Below are 21837 nucleotides of genomic sequence, written 5' to 3'. Positions count from 1 at the left end.
CAGTAAATCTAACACTATTTGGCTAGGCAGACAGTAGGCACTTTGTACTGTCTGCCAGCATAATTTATTGGCAAATTTAAAACCTATTCTACGGCGATCCCCGCGGCACTGGCTTTATCTAGTTCTTCATCAAGACGTTTGGCTTCGTCTGCTCTTGGTTTAGTGAATCTGGCTAATCCTAAATACAGCACTGGAGTTAGATAAAGGGTGAACACCACTGCAATTCCAAGCCCACCAAAAACGACCCAACCAATAGCGTTTCTAGCTTCAGCTCCAGCACCGGTAGAGAGGATTAAAGGTAAACCACCTAAAATGGTAGACACTAAGGTCATCATAATCGGCCGTAATCTAACTTTGCCGGCTTCTATAATGGCAGCATAAACACTGTAGCCTTGGTCACGCATTTGGTCGGCAAACTCCACCAGCAAAATACTATTTTTAGCCAATAGGCCTATCAACATCACCAAACCAATTTGCGAATAAATATTAATCGAAATTCCAGTGATATAAAGAGCGAATAAGGCAGATGCGATACCAAAAGGCACGGTTAAAATCACCACCACAGCACTATTCACACTTTCAAATTGAGCCGCCAGTACTAATAAAACTATAATAAACGCCAACACATAGGTCATCAGCACTTGTTGAGAGGTCTCTTCGAATGTTTTAGCTTCACCAAGAAACACTAAGCCAATTCCTGGCGGCAAGGTTTCTTGGGCTAATTGGCGAATACTTTCTACCGATGTTTGCATCGAAGAGTCATCAACCAATTCTAGTTCCAATTTAATCGAGCGGCGTTGAGCATGACGTTCAAGTTCTGATGCAACACCTTCTTCGGTTATATAAGCAAGACTAGATAGCGGTACTAAACCACCATTTTGTGAAGATACATAAAGGTTGGTGAGATCAGAAGGATTAGCTAAATTGGCATTAGATGCCTGCAGAATGATTGGTATGGCCTGATCACCCACATTCAAATCTGCGATGTCATCACCATTGATAGCCGCTCTGAGGGTGGTTGATATATCCGAAAATGATACCCCCAATTCTTCAGCTCGACGTCTATCTATATTCACTCGCAATTGCGGTTGCGTAGGTTGATAGGAAATTTGAATGTCGCCAAACCCTGAAAGCTGTTGTTCAATTTTTGCTTTAAAATCTAGCGAAGCCTGATAAATTTCAGCATACTCTTCGCCGGTCAAAGCCAGTTCCAATCCTCCGCCTTGGCCCCGTAAATTTAGACTATTCGAACCAAAAGCTCGACCTGGTGCGCCGGGAATTGCGCCAACTTCAGCTTGTAATTGCTCAATAATCTGTTGTTGCGATTGACTACGTTCATCCCAAGGCACCAAAGGCGCCGTAATAAACACAATATTAGGATCCCACTGCCCGACTACGGTATAAATTGATTTAACCTCACCTTTTTCAACATAAGGCATCAATGCATTTTCTATTTGCATGGCTTGGCGATCCATGAAGTTAACCCCTACACCATCGGGACCTCGGGCAAAAATACGGATATTACCGCGATCTTCGTTGGGTAAAAGCTCATTATCTAATGATTGATATAAATAACCGGCGTATGCCCCAGCAGCCAATGAGAGTAATAAAATTAACCAGCCATAGCGTAAGCTCCAAGCTAGACTTCGCTCGTAACCCCGAGAGCACCATTGCCCAAAACCGCCCAAAAAATGCTTACTATTTTTCTTAATTGGTAGTCTCGCAGTTAATGCCGGCACTAGAGACAAAGCCACAAAAGATGAAATAATCACTGAACTGGCTAAGACACCACCAAATTCACGAAATAAACGTCCCGCCGTTGACGGCAAAAATGCAATAGGAATAAACACTGCGGCCAATACGGCTGTGGTTGCTACTACAGCGAAAAACACCTCGCGACTGCCGATAACCGCCGCCGCTCTTGCCCCTAAACCGAGCGAGCGCCGTCGTTGTATATTTTCTGAGACCACAATAGCATCGTCAACAATCAGACCTGTGGCCAGCACCAATGCCAACAGTGTGAGAATATTTATCGAAAAACCTAACATCCACATCACCGCCAAGCCACCGACTAAAGACACAGGTATAGCAAGTGCAGGTACAATTGTTGCCCGACCGGAGCCGATAAACACCCAAAGCGTTAATACAACTAGGCCAATAGTAAACGTCAACGAGGTAATTACTTCTTCTACAGAGCCACGGATAAATTCCGCATCATCTGAGGTGACGACGATATTTAACTCTGGAAATCGCAACTGTTGTTGCTTGACCATTTTCAGAACTTCATTTGAAATTTCAATGGTGTTTGAGCTGGCTTGCCGTAAAACCCCCAACCCGATGACAGGGGTACCGTCTAGACGCACCAGACTTTGCGCGTCCGCGGGACCAAAATACACACTTGCCACATCTGCCACACGGGTGTCGCCTCTAATAACAATATTTTCAACTTGATCTGTGGTCACCGAGGTCGCGTCTGCTCTAACAATCAGTGTTTGGTCGGTAGACCTGAGGCTACCCGCTGGAACATCGAAAGGGGCAAGTCTGAGGGCATCAGCCACATCTGTTACCGATAAGCCAAAACTGGTTAATCGTAAAGGATCGATTGTGACGCGTAACACCCGCTCTCGGTCACCATTAAGCCGCACATCGGCGACTCCAGGAATACTCAGAAACATCGGCGCTAAGTCAGTTTCAACCATTTCGGTCATTGCTTCCATGCTCATGTTGTCACTGGAAACAGCTAAGCTAACTACTGCTTGAGCGTCGTTATCCGCTTTGATAATAGAAAGTCGTTCAACTTCATCGGGTAATTCCCGTTGCACTCGGCTAATTGCTTCACGGGTTTCATTGGCAGCGTCTTCTAAATTGATACCGGGACGAAATTCCACAACGGTTCGTGAATTGCCCTCTTCACTTTGTGCTCTGATGGAGTCAACCCCACTTACACGCGCAATAGCGCCTTCTAGTCGACTCGTTACCTCCATGTCAACAGTTTCGGGGGAACCTCCCGGATAGCTAGCAGAAACAGTTAACCTAGGACGGTCTACATCGGGTAACTCACGCACTTCAAGACCGCTTAGTGCAGCAATTCCCGCTATCATGATTAACAAATTGATTACCACGATAAGTACGGGTCGGCGCACCGACAAAGACGGTAAGTCTTGTTGATGATGGGAAGATGAGTTCATTAATTTGTCTCCTGTGCTCGGACTTTAACAGCCTGCCCTGGTCGCAAACGTTGAATACCTTCGACTATCAATTGCTCACCTTCGCTTATATCTCCTTCTACCAGCAGATAACCGCGCATACGCTGTTTAATTTGCACCTCTACTTTCACCGCTTTACCATCTACCATCTTCCAAATGTATGCACCGGTTGCGCCCCATGAAAGGCCTGATTCAGGAATAACTGGATAAGATTGCCCCTGCACACTGATGTTGACGCGAAAGCTCATTCCTGGACGGTAATTATCTTGTGCATTGTCTAAAATAGCGCGAGCTAAAATAGTGCGATCAGTATCACTGATTCTTGAATCTAACTGGGCAATTTCAGCCTCTAGTGTGGCTTCTCGATTGGTCCATGGTTGTACGGTAACTAAACTGTCTTTTGCTAGCGTATTGGCGGCAGATTCTGGGGCACGGAAATTGATAAACAATTGGCTTCGGTCATCTAAAGTTGTAATTAAGGTTTGTTGGGTAATGCGGTCGCCAACTTCCACATCAGTGAGTCCCACATAACCTGTAAAAGGCGCGATGACTATTCTGTCTTGTAATTCTATCTCAGCATCAATCACATCCATTTTTGCTAACTCTTTAGCAGTTGACGCCACATCTAGTGCGCTTTCTGTTACCGCACCTTTGCTACTACTTTGCTGTAACCTAGTTAAATTCCTAGTCGCATCATGAAGTTGAATCTTGGCCCGTTGTAAAGCCGCTTTTTGACGACGAGAATCAAGCTCTAACAATACCTGACCTTGCACAACTTTTTGTCCAGGTACAAAGTTTACGGCCACAACTCTATCTGCGGTAGCCGGAAAGATATCCACAGATTTTATAGCTTCAGCTGAACCCACGGCCTCCACCGAAGAGCTTTGAGTGTCTAAACTAACGCTATTTACAATAACTTCTGTTGGTCCTTTGGCGCCAAATTGCTGAGCATGAGCAGAATGAAAAATCGTCAATGTGACAAGTATGATAGGAAGCAACAGTATTGTAGTGATGTAATTCATCCGTTTATTCACCATGTAAAGTTTTGAAGTGTTACGTAACTAACGGCCATTTTGATTTTATTTTCATCATAAAAATTAAAAACTCAGTTAGATATCTGAAATAACAGAGTTTTTCATCTAACCTGTAGTTATTGATGTAGTCAGTCGTTAATGGAATGTTATAAGAGCATTAGAGGTTATCAAATACAACTGAGAATAACGCATAAAAAAGGCGTTGGTCGAATTCACTATAATAAAAATAATAAATGGTTATTTTTCAGTTAGAAAGGTACGAATTGATTCTTTGTAATTTCGGCTTACTTTAATCCGCTCCGTGCCCCCTTGGAGCTGTAAAAAGAACTCACCTTTAGTATGTGGTATGACTTTTTCAATGAAGTTCAGATTGACGATAGTGGAGCGATGGACCCGCTTAAAAACTGTATCATCAAGCTCTTCTAGCAATTCTTTGAGAGTAATACGCTTGATATGGGTTTCTCCCTCAGCATGCAAACACACGTAATCCCCAGCGGCATCAATCCACTCGATATCGGATTGTTTGAGCAAGGTAATTTCATCCCGCTCTTTAATCACAATTTTACGTTCTAGGTTATTGTTTGCATGATTAGCCGCAAGTTCTTCGTCTTGTTCAAAATTGCTTTCTCTGCGACTAATGGTATCAATGGCACCGATAATTGGTATTTTATAATCCACCTGTTCATTTGCCGCCATTCGTTCTTGGGCTCGTTCAATTGCTCTTTGAATTCTCTCCGTATCAATGGGTTTGAGAATATAATCAACCGCATGCACATCAAAAGCATCTAATGCATATTGTTCATATGCCGTGGTAAAAACAATCAAAGGAACCAGTTCACTTTGCAGGTTTTTCACCACGTCAAAACCATTCAACCCAGGCATTTGAATATCGAGAAAAACCAAGTCGGGATTTAAGTCCATTATCAATTCAATCGCCTGACGACCATTTTTACCTTCACCAACAATTTCCACTTGTGGTAACTGGTTCAATTTTGCTCGCAGTACATTAAGGGCAAGCGGCTCATCATCGACAATAACGGCTCGAATCTTGTTCATGCAGTTTTTTCCTTGGTATTGGTCCTGTCTACTTTATCCGCTAGATTGTATTCACAAGGAATATTGATAATGGTTTTCAGGCCACCTGATGGTAATAACTTGATATCCATTGAATAATCATCAGAATAAAGTGCTTTGAGACGTTCGTCAGTATTGCGTAAACCAACACCACGTCCGGTAGAGCTTTTCAATTTACTTTTAGCGATTTTAGCCCCAGAGCCAGTATCACTTAATTGTAGTATTAAACGATGATCAACAACATCGGCTCTAAACTCGATTGTGCCACCAGACTCACTTTGCGCAATAGCGTGTTTCATTGAGTTTTCTATAATGGGTTGCAATAAAAGACTGGGCAACAAAGCCGATTTGGCTTCAGCTGTAATCTCAAAATCTAATCTCAAACGATCTTCAAAACGGGTCTTCTCGATCTCCAAATATAAATTTAACGCATTGACTTCGGTTTCCAACGGAATCTTAGTATCTGGATTATTATCCAATGAATAGCGCAAGAACTTGCTCAATTGGACTGTCATTTTTTGAGCCTTGACAGTTTCGTTGCTTTCAACCAACGAGTTAATTGCATTTAAGGTATTGCATAAAAAATGCGGATTGAGCTGATAACGAAGCATCTTAAGTTGTGCATCTCTTGCCACATTTTGTGCTTTCATGCGTTTCAACTGCTCTTCTTTGGCTTCTGATTCCGCTTGCAACAATATAATGTGTTCAGTCTGCAACAATTCATAATATCGAATGCCATGAAACAGACCGGCCCAGCATAGAAAGATGAAAATACTTGCAAAATGCCAACCACCAAACTGCGTCCATTCGGTGCCATCGCCAGTAAGAGAAATAAAGGCATATACACGAGCCAACGTCCAAACAAACGACACCAGCATGACGGTGATAAAACCAACTAGCGCTCGAAAACGAGTACTTTTGTCCCAAATGTGCATGAATACCCAATACAACACCAAGGACAACATTAGTCCTAACAGAGCTTGGAGTATAATATGCAGGATGTGAGGCCAAGAAAATGGACCGTACCAAAGGGTGAGTACCGCAAAACTCATAACACTGACAAATAACCAAAAACCAACTTGCCACAACCAAAACTTCCGACTCGGCTGATTAGCAATAAAGCGTTTTGTAAAATCCGTTATTTTTTGCAACATAGTGAACCTTTCGAAGGTGAATCAAAATTTTACACTCTGCCCGATCGAACCGCCAGTTTTGCAGTCCGCCCTACCGCAGCGGCGAACCACTTTACCGTATATTCACCTTTAAAAGTAAAAAATAAGTTAACGTAAATCGTTAAATTCACTAATATCACGAAATTGATACTTGCTAATCCAGCCCTAAAACAAGAGCGATTAATATGTCAAAACACACTTCATTTTCACTTTTTTACGTCGCTTTTATTTCACTTATTGCAGCATTAGGTGGGTTCTTAATGGGGTTCGATGCATCGGTTATTTCTGGTGTGGTGAAATTTATCGAGCCCGAGTTTGGATTAACCAAATTACAACTAGGCTGGGCCGTTGCATCACTTACCCTTACCGCTACTTTAGCAATGATGATCTCAGGTCCACTAGCAGATAAGTTTGGTCGAAAAACGGTACTAAAAGTCGCCGCTTTCCTATTTTTATTATCTGCCGTATTGTCGGCAGTCGCCCCCAGTTTTCTGATTTTAGTTCTGGCGAGAATGCTAGGTGGTTTTGGTGTTGGCGCAGCATTGATAATCGCTCCTATGTATATCGCTGAAATTGCCCCTGCCAAGTTTCGTGGTCGACTGGTATCACTCAATCAATTGAACATTGTTATTGGAATCTCTGCTGCTTTTTTCACTAATTATTTAATTTTACAACTTGGTTCCGCAACAACACCGGAACAAGATACGTGGAATATTCAACAATGGAATTGGCGCTGGATGTTAGGCCTAGAAGCAATCCCAGCGTTGTTATATTTCTTTTGTTTGAATTTTGTACCAGAAAGTCCAAGATGGTTATTACTGAAAAACAGGCCGGACGAAGCCAAACAAGTGCTTTGTAAAACAGTTCCTGAAGCCGAATTAGAAGATACACTTAATAGCATAGAAGCAGGCTTAAAACAGGATAACCAGCAACAGCAAACCTCACTTCTAACATTGCTTAAACCGAAAATGCGCTTGGTAATGATCATCGGTATTTCAATTGCTATTTTACAACAAATTACCGGAATTAATGCAGTGTTCTTTTATGCGCCTATGATATTTGAGCAAAGTGGATTCGGTACAGACGCATCCTTTATGCAAGCCGTTTTAGTGGGCTTAATTAATTTACTGTTTACCGTATTTGCCATATTGCTAATCGACAAAGTGGGACGGAAGGCGTTATTGATATTTGGTGTATCAGGCATCGCCGTTTGTATGGCCATGATGGCGTTTCAATTTGGTCAAGCAAGTTATCAGTTAGATGCTAAAGCATTAACCGAAATCCCTGTTGAGATTAGCCACGAAAGTCAAACGGCGCTGACCCAAACAACGTACATGAACGATTTGCAATTTAAAGCCGCACTGGTTACGCATTTAGGCGCTGATATAGCACTGAAACATGAATCGGAACTCATTGCTGCTTCGGTCAACGTCAACCAGAAATGGGTGCTCATCAGTTTATTAGGTTTTGTCGCTTGCTTTGCCATTTCTCTTGGCCCCGTCATGTGGGTGTTATTTTCAGAACTGTTTCCCAACCGAATTCGCGGCATTGCCATCTCGTTTGTGGGTTTAATTAATTCGGCGGTAAGCTTTTTAGTGCAACTCATCTTCCCATGGGAAATAGCCACCTTAGGTGTCACTTATACCTTTGCTTTTTATGCAATTTTTGCGCTTATTGGCTTAGCGATTATCATCTATTACTTACCTGAAACCAAAGGCAAATCTCTGGAAGAGCTGGAGCACATTTTGGTGCGCTAAAAAGCCAAAACATAGAGACGAGCCTTGCGCTAAACCTAACCAGATTAAGGAGAATAATAATTTAGTTTCTAAAAAAAGTCTTGATGTAGGCTAACCAGCTAACATTTCATATAGTTCTCGATTATGGATATTAGAGACAAAACAAGGAGTTACGCAGAAACAAGTTATTCTGACTTTACTAACGGTTGTTATTTACGGATGTGCCTCTACGCCGCCAAGCGAAGGTGATAACGCTATTTAAAGACTTATGAACAACGGAAAGCTTAAAGTCAATTGTTAACCGCCGAAGATTATGAGCAAACTTCTGGCAATAATTATCAGATCGAGGCATTGTATGCGGACGCGCATAAATGCGCTAAGAAGAATGTTGATTTAGTGGTTACCCTCGATGAAAAGGGTAAAGCAGTGCAAACGTTGACGAATAAAGATGCTCAAACCAATCAGTGCTTTTTGCAGCTTGCGAAACAATAAGAATTTACTCCCCCACCTAAAGCACCATTCTATCTTGCGGTAGAAATGGAGCTTGATTCCTATCAAAACCCATTTCCCTAAGTTTTTGGTCAGTACAACTAACCTATTGAATGATAGTGGCTGGTCGCATTTTTAATATTTTAATGGAAAAATCGATGAAAAAATTGATTCTCATTTTTGTAATTGGCGCTTTTCTGAATGGATGCGCTACTTATGAAATCAAATCAACACGTTTAGATAGTAGCCAGCCACTTGCCCAGAATCACGGTGTAGTTGCACTTCAAGTAATAAATAACACAGGTCGGTTAGCACCACTGCATGCAGGATGGACCGAAGTTATAGCAGTTAGAATGGACAATCACGAGCAAATTAAGCAGGCCGCGATTGAAGAGGCAAAAGCGAAAGCCGCGGCCAAAAACAAAGCATTCAATGAAGATGAAGTGGAGTGGGATCCTGAAGCTTATACTTTTTCACCTAACTCGCAAGGTGTTGTAGATAGTCAGTTATTTGCCGGCAGCATGCCAGAAGGGCAATACATAATTGCTTCTCTTTATAGTTTTTATTCCGATGGCAATATGAGCTCTTGGTTGACTATGCCCGTATATGCTTCAGCTGGTACGTTTAACGTAAAAGCCGGTGAGTTTACCAATTTAGGTAGTTTGGTTTTCCAACCTTTGTTGAATATTAAAGAAACCTCCTTTTGGAGTAATCGCTCTTCTAGCAAAGCCTATGTCACGCGTATTAGTGAAGCGGAAAATCTGCAAGATTTTATTATTGAACATTTCCCCAATTTAGCCAGCAGCGTTAATTTCAATCAATCACTTGGTTGGGAAGATGACAAGTTTGTCCAATTTCGCGACAAATTAAGTAGCCTCTCACGCAACAATGCCTATGGCAGCCAAGCCCTCATTTTAGAAGACCATAAACAACGGGCTGTGGCCGCTAAGTTCGGTCAGTTACACGTTGTAAACCAAGACAATAGTTGGTCTCAAATTGATTTACCGACAAACGGACAACTAACCAGTGTTTTAGAGTTAGACGGCAAAATTTTAGTTGGCTCCGAACGCGGACAAGTATTTGTTAGCGACAGTTTGCAAGGAAGTTGGACAGCAACTCAGCCAGTTTCAGCAGCAGAGTCCATTATTTGGTTTGGTAAAGCCAAGGAGGCGCTATTTGCAGTGACCGCTTCGGCAAAAAATCATTACTTCTACAGCATCAATAAAGACGATTTATCTTGGCAGCGTATAGGGGATTTTGAACGGAAAAACCCGAATGATTTTTGGGTGCAAAACGGTGGGTTATTTCCGATTTTAAGCGCCGATGGTCAACTCAGAGTGCTTAACGATAACAAGCTTCATGATTTCGACGTCGAATCTAACCAGTGGAGTAGCGTGAAATCCTCACCAATGGTGCAAGTTTCACAACTGGAAAATGGCGTATTGGTTGGCTTAGAGGTTAGTCAATGGGATGGTATAGGCGATCAGGCCGTTAGCTTTGATTACGGACAAAGCTGGATATCCCTTAACCGCAGTTTAAAAACTTTTGGGGACAATACTACAGATCGTTCGTTACCCATTGTTCTGGAAGACAAAACCCTTATTACCCTTGGACGAGCAGATAAAACAGTTAAACAACTGCAAATTATTAGTACCACCGCGAATAGTGAGGATGTTTCAAGAAAAGACTGGACTATGCGTGGCACAGCTAAACCAGATTGTGAAATAGCCTTGCCTAAATTAACTAACGGGCAGCGTATTTACTTCTTGTGCGATCAAGGACAAATCGTCAGTACCGATGACTTTGGTCAAACATGGAGCAGCGACGTCAAAATGGACATTGCCGCCATGCAAGCTGAATACGAAAGTTTATTGTCTGCTGTTGCAGAGAAAGAAAAGCAAGAAAAAGAAGCAGAGAAACAAAAACAAGCAGCAGAGCAACAATCCGCTGACAGTGAATAACACGCTAGTTATTTAAAATATTGTTTACTTGTTATCCAAGTATCACCGCTGTACACACGATATCTATATCACGCAAGTACAGCGGTGAATCCAAATTTAGCTAAACAATTGCTGTTTATTTAAACTCAGGTCTATTTTTCGGATTTGCCCTGAACGATCGAACAACATCTGACTTTGTTGTTTAGTTAGGCAGTTTTGCTGCAATCTTTCAATCTTGCCATTTGCGTATTGAATGCAAATCTCACCTTCCCCCTGCTCTTTCAAATGATATACAAATGGTACCTGACACCAGGTAAATCCTAAGCTTTTGCAAGGTAAAGCCAGCTTTTGCCAGTTTCCGTCTATATCGAGGTATGTAAAGTTTGTGGCATCTGCAGAAAATTCTTGGCTGCGCAATAAAGCCGGATTGAAACTCACTTTACCATCGGCTACATGCAAGCCAAACTCAGCAAATCTGGTGAGAATTTCCTCTTTTACTTGGCCAGTCATTCCAGGTTGTTGAGCACCTGCATGTTTTGGCGTATGTGAGTATGGGTCGGTAGGGAAAGCACCATATTGTTCAGGGGTTTTGTTAAAGCCGATACCTTTACGCACTTGATAATAAAGTTCACCTAAGCGCTTAATTAGGTGCTCACTTTGCTGCTCTTCAATTGCCTGAAAGAACTGCTCTTTTACCGCAAGTAATAACTTCGAAACCATGTGCCAATAGATGCTACCAAGTCCTTCAAAGCCAAACATACCACCGGATCTACCAGTAAAGGCATTGTGCTTAAATACATCTTCATAGACAGCTAAAATAAGATTTTTTTCAGCCCCTAGTTGTTCGCCGTATTGCAAAACCAAAGTATCAATTAAGTCGGCAACATCATTGGCATTTTTGAGATCTGCACTAAATCTTAGTATCCCTCGATTGTCTAGCATAATCAGACGCTCATCGTTGTTGGCTAACATTTGTTGGCAAAGAATTGATTTATCTAATGCACCTTTAGGTACTTTATTTTTATCTAAGAATCGACTTTGCACTCTATCGGGATACAACATGAAGGTTTGTTGGTCCGCACGGTATATGTCTGAATCAAACAACGCATCTAATACCGCTATGGCTTCCTCACCTTTAATTGCACCGCTACTAAGCGCCGCAACCTGACCTTCTAACATAGGATAAAGATGCCCTACTTGTGAACATTGCGGTTCCAGTTTCAACACGTTGTAAGCATGATATAGCCCGTTTTCAGCACGATTACTTTGAATACTATGGTCTATAGCTAACAAAGCATCATCAATAAGGACATGGATTCGGCGCATCACCTGAGTCGTTTTGCCAGTAAATCCCTCAGCTTGATAAACGCGCTTGCGATAAGCTTCTGCGGCCAAGCCAAGGCGCTGCATCATCTCAAAACGCGCAGTGTTTGAAACCGAACCTTGGGTTATTTGTTGCGCGATAGCGTGTAAAGCATCGCAGCTATCTAATAACCACTGGTTCACTTCCAATGATAATTGCACGTCTTGCTGCTGCTCAGCGATAAGCGTTTTAAAGAAATGTAAGTAGCGACGAATGTAATACAAGGTGACCATGGATAAACCTTGCCCCACTAATGCATTATTCGCATCATTCCATTCTGGTCGCTGAGTATTAAGCCAGATGCCTCCGTCAATGACTAAATTACTGAGCTTAGACAACAAAGGAACCAACAACTTTTCGACTAAATTAACTTGGTAAACTTCACCACTTTTAGTCAACACCAATTTGCCATCCGATCCCATCGCCTGTACTCGTTGCTCAATCTTTGCAGCTAACTCTTCATCGTATGAAACGGTATCTTTTGCATTCGCCAATAGCGCGTCAAAATCCTTAATCCGATATGGCACGTTTGCATAACTGAATATGTCAGCAGCTAAAAGTTGATTGAGTTTTTCGGGGTGGAACTGCTTTGACAGCTCTAACATTTTCAGCAAATAGATAATTTGATGATCTCCCCAGTAGCCAATATAGCTCCAGGGATCATCCGGCTCTTCCACTTCCCAATCGATTCCCTGTTTGGTAATACGGTAAGGGTTATAGCCATCCATTGTTGAGGCATTCAAAAACTTGGCGATGACACTTTCAATAAACTGCGGGTAGCTGAAGGTGAGCGATTCCCAGTTTTGAAAAATATCCCGCCAATTGCCTTGGTAGGAAAGCAGTGGATTGCCCTGTTTGTCTTTTAAATTGATCGCAAATTGATTCCAAGGGCGGCTTGGATCACCATGGCGGCGTCCAAAGGTAATAGGTAAATATTCAAACGCCAGCCTTTGCAGTTGCAGATCACCCACCTGCTCTACTTCCGCTATTAATGTTTGCACAGAGAATTTATCATCCAGAGCTGCGAGGAAATTCTGATTGGCGTGGTAAACCCCTTGATTAAAGGTTTTCACCGTTTTAATAAAATCGTCTTTTGTAATCAGATATTGATCATTAAAAATACCGCCACGCAATACATTGAACAAGGTATTCGCATAGTGGTGAACTGACACTTCTTCTTCGTTGGTTTGCTGAAAACCATCACTACTGGCCATAATTCTAGCAAGAGCATCACTGCCTGCGGCAATCGAAGAGCTTATTTTGCTTTGCAAAGTACTGGGAGAATTTAACTCCTCAAGTAAAGCAGTAACTTGTTTTTGGTCTTGTTCAACGTTTGCGACTAACATCCAGCTTTTATGCTGAGATGGCATTAGTTCAAATTTACTATTCACCAAATATGCGCCACGAACTCCACGATAAGAGGATTCAGTCACGATTTTTTGTTGATTTTTGAAACTGTTAATTTGCTCTTCCGATAATAAAATATTTGGTTCTTGCAAGCCTAAGCAAAACACCACATTAGCTCGCAACGACTCACTAGGTTCAGCTCTGTCTGTAATGCCTGAATATAAAGTAAAAATGCCGGTTCCAGTGTGTTCGTCAAGTTCATTAAACTTATACGCATCGACTAAATTACTTGACTGAGATTGGGTAAATCGTGGGGTGCCAGCGGGCAAAATGTTGAGCAACCCATCAAGCATTTCAGCGTTCACTTGCTGTTCTGAAATGTTTTCTATCTCAGCGATGCGACAGAATCCGTATTCGTCGCTAGTAGTCCAGGTATAGCGGAATACCAATTGCAAAGTATGATTTATTTCCTCAAAACACAGCTTATTACCCAAGGTATTTTTGTAAAGGTTACGGCTCAGGGAGTAATTGTGTTCGCGCAGATAATTGAACGGTTCCCAGTGATTAACTTTGTCATCCAGAATGATTTTAAACACTGTTTTACACCCAGTGTGATGACTGCTTTCATGGATTTTGTCTACTGTAACATACGGAAACAAGGCAGTTTCAGGAGACACGCGCCCTGCGGTTAAGCCACCTGTTGATGAAACAAAAAGCCAATGGTCGCTATCGGATACCAAACTAATGAAAAAAGCCGGCATTTGATCAACATTTTCAATTTTGTAATAACGTTCACCGGCCAAATTGACAAATGAACCATTAATCTTTTGGTTTATCGTATTTTTCATATTTTTAACTGCTTTGTTAAGTAAATTGTTAACCGGTGTCGCCACCCATGATTAAAAAGTTGAAGATCTATGATTAGTGTTCCAGCTGATAAATTCGAACGTAGTCGACTTCCATTTTCACAGGGAAGATACTGTCATCTATTGGCCCACCAGCCCTTCCCCAGCCCCCCCCGATAGCAAGGTTTAGAATGATGTGATAGGGATGATCGAAGGGCCAGGCTTGCCAACCTTCGCCTTGATTCGAATAGTAGAAATAGGGAATATCATTGTATGCAATAATGATATGCTCTGGTCCCCACTCCAGAGAGTAAATTTGGAAGTCGTTATTGACTTCAGGGCCAATGTCGAAACTGGCTTTTCGTTGCTCCCAGTTAACCCAATAGTATGCTTTGTTATGCACAGTTCCGTGGATATTGTGAGGGTCGTAACCAACATACTCCATAATGTCGATTTCACCAGAGTTAGGCCATGCGTCACATTCGTTATTGCCTTGCCATTCGCTATCAGAACTGCATTTAGTAGCGTATTTGAAGGCATCACTAGGTAACATCCAGATTGCCGGCCAGGTGCCTTGCCCCGCTGGTATTCGAGCACGAATTTCTGCCTTTCCGTATAGGAAGTCACCTTTGTCTTTGGCGTGAATTCGCCCCGAAGTATATTCTGCATTTGCAAACTGCTCTTTATGGGCTTCAATAACAAGTACACCGTCTTCTACCCGCACATTTTTCAATCTGTTAGTGTAAGTTTGATCCTCATCATTTACTTTACGAGCAGGCCAAATATCATAATTCCACTTTTCAGTATCTGGCGCGCCTGAATAGTTAAATTCGTCCCCCCAAACCAATTGCCAATGCTGTGGATCTCGTTGTTTACTGCGGACAATAATGGCATGTAAAACAGGTGCATTTTTAACCCCTTCTAGGACAATATTCAGTTCACCATCTTGTACCTTAATATTCGGTATAGTGCGCACTAGCGCTGATAATTTTTTACCATCTCTAGCAACGGTTATATCAAGGTTTTGTATTTGATTTTGCCCCTCGATGTTAATGTTGAACAGCCTATCCGATGCCCGCATATCTGTCGGCTCTGCGAACTTTAAGGTAACGTCATAAATGCCATTCTTTACTGCTAGAGGAAGGTTCATATCGCCTATACGATAGGTTTCGAACAACCTAGGATCTTGAGTTCCTTTTATTCCTTTTGACTGTCCTTTAGTATTTGCGACTGTAAACGTATCGGCTTGATAAAGAACCCCGTCCTGTCCAAGGTACTCAGGACCGCCAACATTAATCGCATGTACTACTGAGGCTGCAAAAACCTCAGATGCCCCTTTGGGCGATGCTGGTTGAAGATTATTTTGTGTTACTTGAGAATTTGTACACCCTGCACCTACCCATATAAAGGAGCATGAAAAGCACAATATGATAAACCGCGAAAAATGATAACTTTTCATACACAGCCATTGTTTAAATAACGTTAAATTATTAAAAATTTGTTGCTAACTGTATGCAAACTTTTGCGGCATGCAACGTAAACGAGGTAAAGCGGACTAGTGAGGCGGCCAACTGGCCTCACCCCCATAAAAAACCCCAAAAGCCTTTAAAATAGCGGCTTTAGAATGTATTTTCGATTTATACCTAGCTCTCAAAATTGGTATAATTAGTGTATAAGTCCGTTCCATCTCCTACTAGTCCCGCCTTATCGATTTTCGCCCGCAGATTATTAACCTTTGTGTTACATATCAAATCAGGCAATTAACATCTGGTTTGGAATCTGATAATTCACTGTGACGACATAACGCAGAAGCATCGGATTAATAACCAGTCAAAATCACTTTGGTTTTGTTTTCGGAGAACACAATGAGAATAAAAAGCGTAAAGCACACGACGCGCAACTTGTCTCTATCTGTAGGTGCCGCTATCGCGATATCTTTAACTGGTTGCGGCGGTTCTAATTCAGATACAGATTTAAAAGCAGTTGATACGTCCGCGCCAGTCGAAGACTGGGTGATGATTTGGAATGATGAATTCGATGGGGATAGTATCGATTCAACCAAATGGAGTCATGAAGTCAATTGCAGCGGAGGCGGGAACAATGAACAACAATGTTACACCGACTCCTCTGAAAACTCTTTTGTCGCAGATGGTATGCTTAATATTGTCGCAAAACCTGCCGAAGAAGGTGCCGAACTACCCTATACGTCTGCGCGATTAAGAACGAAATATAAGGGTGACTGGACATACGGCCGCTTTGAGATGCGCGCTAAATTACCCTCTGGACAAGGTAGTTGGCCGGCATTTTGGATGTTACCTACCGACGAAGTTTATGGCTCTTGGCCCAAGTCAGGTGAAATCGATATTATTGAAGCGGTTAATTTGGGTGTAGTAGATGCCGACGGTAACGAAGAAAAATATGTCCATGGTACTTTGCACTATGGTCGCGACTGGCCGCAAAATGAATCATCCGGTAAGGAATATCTTCTGCCAGATGGTGCCAATCCAGCTGATGACTTCCACACCTACGCCATAGAATGGCAAGAAGGCGAAATTCGCTGGTATGTCGATGGCTATTTATATGCAACTCAAATGGCTTCAGAAGTCCGTTACAACAGTAAAGGAGAAGCCTCTGGTTTAGTTCATCAAGGTTGGTTCTCTGAATACTTCGATATTGCCACTGGTGAAAAAGAAGTACATTGGGACGCTGCGCCATTTGATCAAGATTTCCACATTCTACTCAACTTAGCAGTAGGTGGAGATTGGCCTTCAAACGTAAACAACCTAGGTATCGATGAAACCGCATTTGCCAACGGACAAAGTTACATTATTGATTATGTTCGTGTTTACGAATGTTCAACCAACCCGATGACGGGTAAAGGTTGCGAAACAGTTCGCGGTGGTTATAAAGATGAAGATGATGCTTTGGTAACAGGCAAGGCTCCGATTCCTGAACCTCCTTCAACAGGAGTGGTTCAAGAACTCACCGTTTTTGCCGATGCGGCCAATCCGGATTGGCCCATTTGGGATTGTTGTGGTGGCTCTACTCCTACTATTGAGACCGATGACGCCGAGCATGGTGCAGTGGCTGAATTTGTGATTGGAGCTGCGCCTACAGTGATGGGTTTTAACACAACCTTACTTGATACGCCTGTGCGTTTTGATGCATCCCCTATGTTAACCGCTGGTGCTTTAACTTTCGAAATGAAAGTTGTTTCATTGCCAAGCGACGCTAACGCGGTGTGGAAATTTAAAATTGAAAGTAACAGTGCTAGTCAGGCAGTTGAACTCGATATCACACAGGACGTTGACGGAAATCCATTGACTGCAGGTACATGGCAAACCTATTCATTTTCTATGCAAGATTTGGCAGATGCAGGTTTGGATTTAACTGGTATCGACGTCATCATGATTTTCCCTGCATGGGGAACAGGTGAAGGCGCGACTTATCGTGTAGACAACGTAAAATTTGCCATCGACTATCCTGAACTGGTGTTATTTGCGGACCAAACCAATATGGAATGGCCCCTGTGGGATTGTTGCGGCGGATCAACACCTGTTGAAGCGATTGATGATGAAGAACACGGCACAGTTGCAGAATTTAGCATTGGTGAAACGCCAACGGTAATGGGCTTCCTATCTGGCGACGGGGTAAAATTCGATGCCAGTTTGTTAGAAGCCGTTGGTGTAATCCAATTTGAAATGAAAGTTGTCACAGGTACTGCTAGCGACACTACGCCTTGGTTGTTTAAAGTAGAGAGTAATGGTGCAGCACAAGCTGTAGAACTGGACTTATCTGCCAGCAACGAAGGGGTTGCCCCAGTAACAGGCGAATGGCAGACCTACACTTTTAACTTACAAAATTTGGCGGATGCCGGCCTTGACTTAAGCGCTATTGATGTGGTCATGATATTCCCTACATGGGGTGCAGGAGAAGGCGCTGTTTACCGCGTCGATAATGCCAAGATATTCAACCCACCACCTCCCTCAATTACGCTTTTTGCTGACCAAGAAAATGCCCAGTGGCCAATGTGGGATTGCTGTGGTGGTTCAACACCAACTGTTGAAATAGATGGGGATGCAGCACATGGAGCGACGGCTGAATTCCAAATCGGTGCAACGCCAACGGTAATGGGTTTCTTAGCAGAAGATGGCGCAGAGTTTGACGCAACAACCCTATTAACAAGCGGGGTTATTCAATTCGATATGAAGGTAATTGCTACACCAAGTGAAACTACAGCTTGGGTGTTTAAAGTGGAGTCTTTAGGCGCAGAAACCGCTGTGGAATTAGCCCTTGAAGCGAGTAAAGAAGGCGAAGTTCCGGTAACCGGCGAATGGCAAACTTACACATTTGATCTTCTGACACTTTCCGACGCGGGGCTGGATATCAGTGCTATCGACGTCTTAATGATATTCCCAGCTTGGGGCACCGGTGACGGCGCAATTTACCGCATTGATAACGTAAAGATTACGTCTGAATGATAGCTCGAAATAAAAACTAATTACTGCTTACTGGGTTTTGTGTCTACACAAAAGATATAAAGCCCAAAGGGTTTACACAGAATAAAGAACAATTAAGTAGGGCAACTATGAAACATATGACCTTCAAGAAAAAATACTTAGCTGCGTCAATGTCTATGCTTTTAGGTGGGGTTTTAGTACCCGCCGCCAATGCACAAGAAGACGCTGCGGTTTCGCAAGATGATGTAGAAGTGATTCAAGTAAAGGGAATTCGCGGTTCATTGTTACGAGCAATGGACATTAAACGCGATGGACAAGGGGTAGTTGACGCTATTTCTGCTGAGGAAATGGGGAAATTTCCAGATACCAATATCGCTGAATCTTTGCAACGTATTCCCGGCGTGACAATCAGCCGTAAAAATGGTGAAGGTAGCCAAATCACCGTTCGTGGTTTTGGACCTGATTTTAACTTGGTCACCTTAAATGGTCGACAAATGCCAGGGACAGGAAACACCCGTTCTTACGATTTAGAGAATTTGTCTTCAGACGGTGTGAGCGCACTAGAGTTATATAAAACCGGACGCGCTGACGTTCCAAGTGGTGGTTTAGGTGCAACAGTAAATATTATTACCGCCAAACCGTTGAGCAGTCCAGGCTTAAAGTATGTTGTGTCAGCCAAGGGCATTTACGATGAATCGAATGTAGAAGGTGATGATATCACGCCTGAATTATCAGCTCTTTATAGCAATACTTTTGCTGACAATACGTTTGGTGTGGCAATTTCGTTATCAATGCAAGAACGTAACTTCCAGCAACAAAGTGCAAATGTTCCGGGCTGGCAAGCGGATCAATCTCTTGGCACAACCACTGACTTTATTGATTTACGCCCTGACGCGAGCAGTTTAGAAGAAGATACCTTAGACGGCTCATTGGAAGACGGGAAAGCTGGCCACACCTATTTACCTCGTCAAATCTCATACAATATTAATAATGTAGAACGGACACGTGTAAACGGCATGGCGACGCTGCAATATGCGCCACGTGACGATATGACTTTCACTTTAGATTATGTCTACTCTGAATCAGAAACCGCCACATCTGGTCAAGGATTTGGAATTTGGTTTAACTTCGGCGGAAACATAAATTCGTACGAGTTAGATGAGCGAGGTTCGGCAATTAGCTTAACTGAATCAAGCAACGATTTTGCCCACTCAGCTAACGTTGAAACACTGTTAGTAGAAAGCGACTCCATTGGCTTTAACTTTGAATGGCAAGCTACTGACAACTTTCATGTTGAGCTTGATTACCACGACTCTAAAACCACAACAGATAACGGCGCAGATAATGGCACAGGTCACTCTGGTAACGTGATTTTAGGGCCGAATAACATAGTGACAAAAACCTATGACTTCTCTGGTGGCGGCGTCCCGCAGTTTGATATCACCTGGCCGAATGGCGCAGAAGAAGCCGATCCGGGTGATTTTGATCCCCTTTTCGCTCAATTTGGACGTGCAGAAGGCAAGTCAACCATTGAACAAATCCAATTAGATACTGAGTGGGTTAACCCCAACGATAGCTTCCTGACAAAAGTGCAATTTGGTCTAGCCAACACGGACCAATATTTTGGTGGATACTCTGCCAATAACGGTAATGTTGGACCTAATGGTTATAATGGAAACCAAGCCATTTTCCCAGATAGCATGTTCACTCGAACCGATACCGGCGACTTTTTAGATGAATTTTCAAATGGCGGGAGTAACCTCGTCACTAACTATTACTATACCTTCGATTATGCAGAAGTGATTGCTAGAATGCAGGACTATTTTGGATTTTCAACTGACCCTCTTAATCCTGATTTTGGTACCAATAGCCGTGCAGATTTAACAGAAGAAACCCAAAGTGCCTACCTATCTGCAGATATGTATTTTGAAATTGCAGATATGCCTTTAGATGTGAATATAGGCGTACGTTATGAGCAAACTGACGTTACCAGCTTAGTGTTACAAGATAGCGTGGAAGACTACCTAGTTTGGACAAACCCCACTGAGTGGCAAATGCGCTATCGTGCAAGTGATGGCGGTACTGTGACCTATACCGGCGAGCATGATGTAGTGCTACCTAATTTAGACATTAAATTAGAAGTTACTGACGATATTGTTGCTAGATTCTCTGCCAGTAAAACTATCACTCGAGCACCTCTTGGCAACTTGATAGGCGCGAGATCTCTATCAGGAAGTCCCAAGCCCGGCGGTCGTACAGGCTCTTCAGGGAATACCAACCTACTGCCATTTGAGTCCACTAACTTAGATTTCAGTTTTGAATATTACTATGAAGAAGGCAGTTACGCGTCACTTGGCTATTTCCGCAAAGACGTAAAGAACTTTATTCAAAATACCTTCACTACTATCACAGTTGATGGCCTCCGAGACCCGTATATTGGACCAAGGGCTATTCAAGCTGAAGCAGATTTAGTGGCTAATGGCATACAAGCTACCGATGGCGCGATTTGGCAACAAATCATTGATAATGGCGGCGGCGTAGATGACGATTGTTGTGAAACTCAAATCGTTCGCCAGAGTGACGACGATCCGCTAGTTGAATGGCTAGTCAGTCAGCCGTCAAACGGCGAGAAAAAGATGGTAGACGGGATTGAATTGGCGATTCAACATTTGTTCGGTGAAAGTGGCTTTGGCGCTGCCTTTAACATGACATTAGTTGATGGTGACGTGAACTATGACACTGAAAACTTCTCGGTACAGTCTCCATTAAATGGGCTAAGTGATTCAGCAAACGTCCAAGTGTTTTACGAAAAAGACGGTTTATCGGCCAAGCTCACTTATGCATGGCGTGATTCCTACCTAATTGGTATAGGTCAGGCACAAGGCACAGCTGAAGCGCCTCCACAGTTTTTTAAAGAATATGAGCAGTACGATATGAGCATTAACTACGATGTTAACGACAATCTAACCGTATTCTTTGAAGGGCTTAACTTAACCAATGAAACCGAGGAAGGTTACGGACGTTATGAAGAGCAATTCTTGTTTGCTCGTCAATACGGCACCCGTTATAACTTTGGTGCGCGCTATTCATTTTAAGCGCAAATAAGCAAGAAAAAGCCGTCTTAGTGGCGGCTTTTTGTTATTATTTTGTAAATTTACATTTAATATAGAA

At 42.7% G+C, this 21837-nt stretch carries 11 protein-coding genes; 5 read left to right on the top strand and 6 right to left on the bottom strand.

Going from position 1 to position 21837, the window contains the following annotated elements; translation table 11 throughout:
• Window positions 1-83 precede the first annotated feature (83 nt).
• The 4 genes from KO530_RS16870 to KO530_RS16855 all read right to left on the bottom strand — a co-directional run bounded on the left by KO530_RS16870 (window position 84) and on the right by KO530_RS16855 (window position 6468).
• Window positions 84-3188: an efflux RND transporter permease subunit gene (locus KO530_RS16870; RefSeq protein ID WP_216049628.1), complete on the bottom strand. Its 3105-nt coding sequence runs from the start codon at window positions 3186-3188 to the stop codon at window positions 84-86.
• Window positions 3188-4228, bottom strand: a complete 1041-nt coding sequence (locus tag KO530_RS16865; RefSeq protein ID WP_216049627.1) for an efflux RND transporter periplasmic adaptor subunit — start codon at window positions 4226-4228, stop codon at window positions 3188-3190. The genes KO530_RS16870 and KO530_RS16865 overlap by 1 nt, the downstream gene beginning before the upstream one ends.
• Before the next feature lie 249 nt (window positions 4229-4477).
• Window positions 4478-5296, bottom strand: a complete 819-nt coding sequence (locus KO530_RS16860; protein ID WP_216049626.1) for a LytR/AlgR family response regulator transcription factor — start codon at window positions 5294-5296, stop codon at window positions 4478-4480.
• Entirely contained in the window at window positions 5293-6468 is a 1176-nt protein-coding gene (locus tag KO530_RS16855) for a sensor histidine kinase (RefSeq protein ID WP_216049625.1), read from the bottom strand. Before KO530_RS16855 ends, KO530_RS16860 begins: the two co-directional genes overlap by 4 nt.
• Before the next feature lie 203 nt (window positions 6469-6671).
• Between KO530_RS16855 and KO530_RS16850 the strand changes: the two genes are divergently transcribed.
• From KO530_RS16850 to KO530_RS16840, 3 genes are all read left to right on the top strand, one after another.
• A complete protein-coding gene (locus KO530_RS16850) occupies window positions 6672-8243 on the top strand; it encodes a sugar porter family MFS transporter (protein WP_216049624.1) in 1572 nt (523 codons plus the stop codon).
• 273 nt (window positions 8244-8516) lie between these two features.
• Window positions 8517-8714 (top strand): hypothetical protein, encoded by a 198-nt coding sequence (locus KO530_RS16845; RefSeq protein ID WP_216049623.1) that lies wholly within the window; start codon window positions 8517-8519, stop codon window positions 8712-8714.
• 155 nt (window positions 8715-8869) lie between these two features.
• Entirely contained in the window at window positions 8870-10672 is a 1803-nt protein-coding gene (locus KO530_RS16840) for a hypothetical protein (RefSeq protein WP_216049622.1), read from the top strand.
• Between the two features lie 96 nt (window positions 10673-10768).
• Here the strand turns inward: KO530_RS16840 and KO530_RS16835 are convergent, their stop codons facing one another.
• A complete protein-coding gene (locus KO530_RS16835) occupies window positions 10769-14209 on the bottom strand; it encodes a hypothetical protein (protein WP_216049621.1) in 3441 nt (1146 codons plus the stop codon).
• 73 nt (window positions 14210-14282) lie between these two features.
• Window positions 14283-15665 (bottom strand): malectin domain-containing carbohydrate-binding protein, encoded by a 1383-nt coding sequence (locus KO530_RS16830; RefSeq protein WP_216049620.1) that lies wholly within the window; start codon window positions 15663-15665, stop codon window positions 14283-14285.
• 406 nt (window positions 15666-16071) lie between these two features.
• On the opposite strand from KO530_RS16830, the gene KO530_RS16825 reads away from it, so the two are divergent.
• Window positions 16072-18687: a glycoside hydrolase family 16 protein gene (locus tag KO530_RS16825; protein ID WP_216049619.1), complete on the top strand. Its 2616-nt coding sequence runs from the start codon at window positions 16072-16074 to the stop codon at window positions 18685-18687.
• Window positions 18688-18794: 107 nt separating this feature from the next.
• On the top strand, window positions 18795-21761 hold the full coding sequence (locus KO530_RS16820) for a TonB-dependent receptor (RefSeq protein WP_216049618.1): 2967 nt from the start codon (window positions 18795-18797) through the stop codon (window positions 21759-21761).
• Window positions 21762-21837: the final 76 nt, after the last annotated feature.

This window comes from Aliiglaciecola lipolytica (assembly GCF_018860635.1).
In the GTDB taxonomy this organism is placed as follows: domain Bacteria; phylum Pseudomonadota; class Gammaproteobacteria; order Enterobacterales; family Alteromonadaceae; genus Aliiglaciecola; species Aliiglaciecola lipolytica_A.
This window is presented reverse-complemented; position numbering and strand designations above follow the sequence as displayed.

Excerpts from the sequence above, each read along its gene's own strand:
- KO530_RS16820 (WP_216049618.1), top strand. The coding sequence starts at position 18,795 with ATGAAACATATGACCTTCAAGAAAAAATACTTAGCTGCGTCAATGTCT.
- KO530_RS16825 (WP_216049619.1), top strand. The coding sequence starts at position 16,072 with ATGAGAATAAAAAGCGTAAAGCACACGACGCGCAACTTGTCTCTATCT.
- KO530_RS16865 (WP_216049627.1), bottom strand. The coding sequence starts at position 4,228 with ATGAATTACATCACTACAATACTGTTGCTTCCTATCATACTTGTCACA.
- KO530_RS16855 (WP_216049625.1), bottom strand. The coding sequence starts at position 6,468 with ATGTTGCAAAAAATAACGGATTTTACAAAACGCTTTATTGCTAATCAG.
- KO530_RS16840 (WP_216049622.1), top strand. The coding sequence starts at position 8,870 with ATGAAAAAATTGATTCTCATTTTTGTAATTGGCGCTTTTCTGAATGGA.
- KO530_RS16860 (WP_216049626.1), bottom strand. The coding sequence starts at position 5,296 with ATGAACAAGATTCGAGCCGTTATTGTCGATGATGAGCCGCTTGCCCTT.
- KO530_RS16870 (WP_216049628.1), bottom strand. The coding sequence starts at position 3,188 with ATGAACTCATCTTCCCATCATCAACAAGACTTACCGTCTTTGTCGGTG.
- KO530_RS16830 (WP_216049620.1), bottom strand. The coding sequence starts at position 15,665 with ATGAAAAGTTATCATTTTTCGCGGTTTATCATATTGTGCTTTTCATGC.
- KO530_RS16835 (WP_216049621.1), bottom strand. The coding sequence starts at position 14,209 with ATGAAAAATACGATAAACCAAAAGATTAATGGTTCATTTGTCAATTTG.
- KO530_RS16850 (WP_216049624.1), top strand. The coding sequence starts at position 6,672 with ATGTCAAAACACACTTCATTTTCACTTTTTTACGTCGCTTTTATTTCA.